The sequence below is a fragment of the Sphingobacterium sp. UBA7625 genome, assembly GCF_002484085.1.
GTDB lineage: Bacteria > Bacteroidota > Bacteroidia > Sphingobacteriales > Sphingobacteriaceae > Sphingobacterium > Sphingobacterium athyrii.
Genome location: NZ_DLJD01000006.1, coordinates 98,698 through 103,996, shown reverse-complemented (window position 1 = coordinate 103,996; position 5,299 = coordinate 98,698). Strand labels below are relative to the sequence as shown.

The following is a 5,299-nucleotide window of genomic DNA, read 5'->3' as shown; positions in this document are numbered from 1 at the left end:
TCAATGAAAGCCGCTTTTAACAACGGTTTCTCACCTGTTTTGCGCAATTCTTTGATCAATTTAGCAGGTGCATTAGCGACTTCAGAAAACATCATTGTAGACGCACCTTTAAGCGTTCCAAAAATATCTTCTTCTTCAACACCAGCTTCGATCAATGCTTTCTTAATTAAAGTGTTTTTAACAGCTTTAATTTCGATACCTTGCTCAAAACATTTACGACGAATGCTATTCACTTTTTCAACGGACAACTCAGCAGTATCGGTAATATAGAAGTTACCGTAAGATTTAATCTGTTCGGCCAAAGCTTGAACAATTTCTTGTTTTTCTTCTTTTCTCATGATTAAATACCTGCTACTGATTTAGTCTCAATATGAATACCAGGACTCATAGTTGAGGAAATGTGAATACTTTTAAAGTAAGTTCCTTTAGCTGCAGATGGTTTCAAACGAGCTAGAGTTTGTAATACCTCTAATGCGTTATCATATATTTTATCTGCATCGAACGACGCTTTACCAATAGAAGTATGGATGATACCGGTTTTGTCAACTTTGAAATCGATCTTACCACCTTTTACATCTGTTACAGCTTTACCAACTTCTGTTGTAACTGTACCAGTTTTAGGGTTAGGCATCAAGTTTCTTGGACCTAAAATACGACCCAATTTACCAACTTTAGCCATAACACTAGGCATAGTAATAATGATATCAACGTCAGTCCAACCACCTTCAATTTTGCTGATGTAATCATCTAAACCTACGTAGTCTGCACCTGCTGCTTTAGCTTCTTCTTCCTTATCAGGAGTACACAAAACTAAAACGCGAACAGTTTTACCAGTACCGTGAGGTAATGTTGCAATACCACGCACCATTTGATTTGCTTTACGAGGATCTACGCCCAAACGAACGTCGATATCCACAGAAGCATCAAATTTGGTCAATGAGATTTCTTTAACTAAAGCCGAAGCTTCTTTCAAAGAGTATGCTTTACCAGCTTCAATTTTGGATAGTGCCGCTTTTTGATTTTTTGTTAATCTAGCCACTTTTCTTAAATTGATTTCTTAATTAATTGTTCCAAGGAGCATTACCGGATACAGTAATACCCATACTACGTGCTGTACCAGCTACCATTCTCATAGCAGCCTCTACAGTAAATGCATTTAAATCAGGCATTTTATCTTTAGCGATAGTCTCAACTTGTTCCCAAGTAATAGCCGCAACCTTTTTACGGTTAGGCTCGCCAGATCCACTTTTTAATTTAGCAGCATCTTTTAATTGAACTGCTACCGGTGGAGTCTTGATGATAAAATCAAATGACTTATCCGCGTAAACTGTAATGACAACAGGCAATACTTGACCTGGTTTGTCTTGCGTACGAGCGTTGAACTGTTTACAGAAATCCATGATATTCACACCTTTAGCACCTAATGCAGGTCCTACTGGAGGTGAAGGATTCGCAGCTCCGCCCTTAACTTGTAATTTTACTAACGCACTGACTTCTTTTGCCATTTTGTTTTGAATTTAATTTTGTTAAATGTCTGTTAGTAAGTTGGAAGCAAATAACGTAACATTCATCGATCGGGACGTAACACCCCAACCGAGGTGCAAAGTTAATAAGAAGATTTGAATCCTGCAAGTATCTAACTTTTAATTTTTCAGGAATTTAGGTTTTTCTTTACAGATATTTCAACTATTCCATACCCCCAGTTACTAATTAATTGCTTTCACGCTATAGCCCTTTTCTCTAAGTAATGAGATCAAACCCTTTTCACCAGACAGGTGTCCAGCTCCTACGGCAACGAAGCAGCTCTGCTCCTTGATTAAATTCGGAATAATCGTTGTCCAGTTTACATTCCGTCCTGCCAATAGCTTTTCTTTCTGTTCAGCTGTCATCCAAGTCGGATCCTGAATCAATTCCGTTAACTCGGTTAAGTTTTCATTCTTATAGGCGGCTACCATCTTAGCTGTCAGCTCAGGATACTTATCCAACTGAAACACTGACTCCATAAATAACTTTGGCGTAATCAAATCTTTTAATAGATTGAATTGAAAATCGGGAGTTTCAAGTTCGCCAATTGACTTTCCCTTTGTCCTTGCGATCTCTGCCAATTCGGCCTCAAATGATTTGATCTTGGTTGGATCCGGACAGTTAAAACCTTTCATTGCAAATAAAGACATGGCCGTGACAGGCGATACATAATCCAATAGTTTAATGGAAAGCTGCTGAGGCACCAAGATGCTATCCATACTTTTTATATCACTTTCAGTGAATTTTTTTATAAAATCAGGCTGCGGAGCGGCGAAAGCCTGCATGATCTGTAGATTTTCAGACTTCGTCAGATCAACTTCAAACACGACTTTGTCACTTGAGTTAAGCGCATCCAGGCATTTCTGTTTGATTTCAAAATCGTCAGGACACAACATGTGGATCGTACCAAACAAATAGGAATCGTGTTTCAGGCCATTTCCCGAAATTTTCCATAGCATCGAATTACTTTGCGCAAAGCCACCAAAAGTGACAAAAAAGAAGAGAATTAGGAGAATAAAATATTTTTTCATTATATTAATATAAGATTATTATTTATTTCTAGCGGCATGCAAACCATCTTCAAATCCTCGAATAAGTTCGCCAACATTAGATAGCAGGTATACACAAAATGCCAAAACAGCTATTATACCTACAAATTTTAAAAGTGTTTTAATTTTCATGATGATTTAGATTTTAGTTTATGTACCAAAAATAAATATTACGATAAGTTTTCCAAATATGTCTCCTATTCTCTTATTCACACCTACCATAAAAGCATCAATAAAAAAACAACTGTTATTTGTGAATCTCTAGAAGGTGATGTTGCCGCCCAGCATTCTTCCCGATTCTGAAACCTATATAGAATGGCAAAATCACCAGAAAAAAAATCATTAATGCATTTGTATATTTCTTTCTCATAATTTACTCGCCAACGTTTATCTTATTTATTTCAACTTTAAACATATGCAAAAATCAACTATTTGAAATCGATACATTATTGTTTCTATTTCGGTAAAACCATAATCATTCTGAAAAATCACAACATAATAAACACTGTTCATATATTAAAATACAAATAGTGTCTAAAAGTTTACATTCGCGCTCTTTCAGCAGCACTTTAACCAATTTCGAAACCCAAAGCAAAACCCAGCATTAAGCAATCCAGCAAACGCTACTCCATCGACGGCCGTAGCCAACTTTTGATCTGCTTATCGACCTTGAATTGACATAACACTTCAGACTGGCTATTGCCGACGTTGTATCTTTCCAATACTTGCTGGATATGTCCATAGGATACAGCGATACGCAACAGCCACTCCATATCCACAATCAAAATCAAGCCGACATTGGCCCCCAGCTGACATACTACTTATTTCCCGGCAGCTAAATAACCAACCTGAAAGATATCGCATCCCTATTACCCGGATGTATTATTGCGCAATTGATCACAGCGGAGCGCTAGATTCTTGAGCATTTCTTCAAGTGCCTTTTTTGAATACTGCTGTAGCATAGCACCATCCATATTCCGCACTCCCCGCAATGTTTCATAAATCAGATTACGTATTAATATCCGATTGCTTTTATTATCCAATAAACGTTCTATCACGCGGATCTGTGTCAGGATGACAGCCTCCCCGTCATCAGGCAGTAACATGGCTCGGGATTCAAGTCTGCTTAAGTGGACTTCCAGTTCTCCTTTCGATTTTTTGAGCTGGCCTGTAACCTCAAGCTCTTTCAAGCTCCTAGAAGCTCCCTCTATTAATTTGATTATTATAGTTTTACTTCCTTTATTCTTTAGGGAACGTCTTATTAGCTCAATTTTTTTTCGCAGCCCCTCAAGAGCGTTCGCTGATGGAGCTTCCTTTTCTTGCCGTCCGTTGGTACGAAGTTCTTTTACCTTATCTTTCTCATCCGTCACTTCCTTGTAGGCTTCCAGCACTAATTCTGTTTTGCTAGGAAGGTCCAGCTCCTCGCGTCTGCTCGTCAGATGCCAACCATCACATGCGATACAATGATAAGATCTTACGGGAGCATAGCCTGACTCGTTCAGAATTTCTTTGTTATTATATTGCATAAAGTTTTCGGCCTTTTTCTGCGATGCGAAAAGCATTTTTGAACGTTGTGCCTCTCTACAAAAAAATCGACTTTTTGTTGGTTTCATAGTTCATAATTTTTATAAAAGGTTCTGGGAACATATGACCGGCAGTTCAATTTACAAAAAAAAACAGATACCGCTTTTAACATTTTCTTTACAAAGAACGGTGTTGATGGAGCAGTCATCAGTCTGAGATAACATAGAAGAGAAAAAAAAAGCTTTACATTTTCATGTAAAGCTTTTCTCTATCGTTAATTACTAATCTTACTCTTTTTCTACTTGCATGTAGTTTAACTCCAGCGGAGTCTTACGACCGAAGACTTTCACCATGACGATCAATTTCTTCTTATCTTCATGAACTTCTTCGATCTCACCAGTAAATCCATTGAAAGGGCCATCGTTTACTTTCACTGTTTCGCCCACATAGTAAGGAACATTAATGGTTTCACCTTGCTCGGCCATTTCATCTACCTTACCTAGAATACGATTTACTTCTGCTTGGCGCAAAGGAACAGCATTACCAGCTTTATCTCCCAAGAAACCAATTACGCTATTGATATTTTTGATGACGTGTTCTAACTCTCCGTCAAGAGCGGCTTCCAATAAAACATAACCAGGATAGTAGTTACGTTCTTTAGCAACCTTCTTGCCATCGCGCATTAAGTAGTATTTCTCCATTGGAATTAACACTTGAGGAACCAAGTGTTCAATACCTAAACGACTAACCTCGGCATCAATATATTGCTTTACTTTCTTTTCTTTACCACTTACAGCACGAACTACGTACCACTTTAAACCTTGATCTGCCATAAATAAATACGATTGAAAAATTAAGAAGCAATACCGTACAAGAATTCTAACCCTACACTTGAAGCTTTATCCATTACAAAGACAACCAATGCAATAAGAAGAGACGCAACAAGCACAATAACAGCTGAACTTTGTAACTGAGACCACGTAGGCCAAGTCACTTTCTCAGTGATCTCCACGTAAGAGTCTTTAAAAAAATCAAGTACTTTTGCCATTTTAGTTTATCTGTTTTTATAAGCACGGGCACCAGGACTCGAACCCAGACCAAAGGTTTTGGAGACCTTCGTTCTACCTTTAAACTATGCCCGTGTATTTCTTATTTTGTGATGCAAATATAGTGTTTTAAACCACTTTCTGCAAATCTTTTTT

Annotated in this window: 9 protein-coding genes and 1 tRNA gene; all 10 read right to left on the bottom strand. The window is 37.8% G+C overall.

All coding sequences use genetic code 11. From position 1 onward, the window contains the following. On the bottom strand, positions 1-338 hold a 338-nt coding region (rplJ, locus tag B4G94_RS03400; RefSeq protein WP_286857153.1), incomplete at its 3' end, for a 50S ribosomal protein L10. 2 nt (positions 339-340) lie between these two features. Continuing rightward, entirely contained in the window at positions 341-1,039 is a 699-nt protein-coding gene (rplA, locus tag B4G94_RS03395; protein WP_046672240.1) for a 50S ribosomal protein L1, read from the bottom strand. A 22-nt stretch (positions 1,040-1,061) separates the two neighbouring features. Then, positions 1,062-1,505 carry a 50S ribosomal protein L11 gene (rplK, locus tag B4G94_RS03390; RefSeq protein WP_028072660.1) on the bottom strand — a complete coding sequence of 148 codons (444 nt, stop codon included), beginning with the start codon at positions 1,503-1,505 and terminating at the stop codon, positions 1,062-1,064. 201 nt (positions 1,506-1,706) lie between these two features. Then, on the bottom strand, positions 1,707-2,555 hold the full coding sequence (locus B4G94_RS03385; RefSeq protein WP_286857152.1) for a TraB/GumN family protein: 849 nt from the start codon (positions 2,553-2,555) through the stop codon (positions 1,707-1,709). Positions 2,556-2,573: 18 nt separating this feature from the next. Then, positions 2,574-2,705, bottom strand: a complete 132-nt coding sequence (locus tag B4G94_RS03380; protein ID WP_286857151.1) for a hypothetical protein — start codon at positions 2,703-2,705, stop codon at positions 2,574-2,576. Positions 2,706-3,196: 491 nt separating this feature from the next. Continuing rightward, entirely contained in the window at positions 3,197-3,346 is a 150-nt protein-coding gene (locus B4G94_RS03375; RefSeq protein WP_286857149.1) for a hypothetical protein, read from the bottom strand. A 96-nt stretch (positions 3,347-3,442) separates the two neighbouring features. Then, a complete protein-coding gene (locus B4G94_RS03370; protein WP_286857147.1) occupies positions 3,443-4,186 on the bottom strand; it encodes a hypothetical protein in 744 nt (247 codons plus the stop codon). 198 nt (positions 4,187-4,384) lie between these two features. After that, a complete protein-coding gene (nusG, locus tag B4G94_RS03365) occupies positions 4,385-4,930 on the bottom strand; it encodes a transcription termination/antitermination protein NusG (protein ID WP_104384853.1) in 546 nt (181 codons plus the stop codon). A 20-nt stretch (positions 4,931-4,950) separates the two neighbouring features. Next, on the bottom strand, positions 4,951-5,145 hold the full coding sequence (secE, locus tag B4G94_RS03360) for a preprotein translocase subunit SecE (RefSeq protein ID WP_028072657.1): 195 nt from the start codon (positions 5,143-5,145) through the stop codon (positions 4,951-4,953). 23 nt (positions 5,146-5,168) lie between these two features. Continuing rightward, positions 5,169-5,239, bottom strand: a tRNA-Trp gene (locus tag B4G94_RS03355). Positions 5,240-5,299 lie beyond the last annotated feature (60 nt).

Coding starts and splice junctions, on each gene's coding strand:
- rplK (WP_028072660.1), bottom strand. CDS start 1,505: ATGGCAAAAGAAGTCAGTGCGTTAGTAAAATTACAAGTTAAGGGCGGA.
- B4G94_RS03385 (WP_286857152.1), bottom strand. CDS start 2,555: ATGAAAAAATATTTTATTCTCCTAATTCTCTTCTTTTTTGTCACTTTT.
- B4G94_RS03380 (WP_286857151.1), bottom strand. CDS start 2,705: ATGAAAATTAAAACACTTTTAAAATTTGTAGGTATAATAGCTGTTTTG.
- B4G94_RS03375 (WP_286857149.1), bottom strand. CDS start 3,346: ATGGAGTGGCTGTTGCGTATCGCTGTATCCTATGGACATATCCAGCAA.
- B4G94_RS03370 (WP_286857147.1), bottom strand. CDS start 4,186: ATGAAACCAACAAAAAGTCGATTTTTTTGTAGAGAGGCACAACGTTCA.
- nusG (WP_104384853.1), bottom strand. CDS start 4,930: ATGGCAGATCAAGGTTTAAAGTGGTACGTAGTTCGTGCTGTAAGTGGT.
- secE (WP_028072657.1), bottom strand. CDS start 5,145: ATGGCAAAAGTACTTGATTTTTTTAAAGACTCTTACGTGGAGATCACT.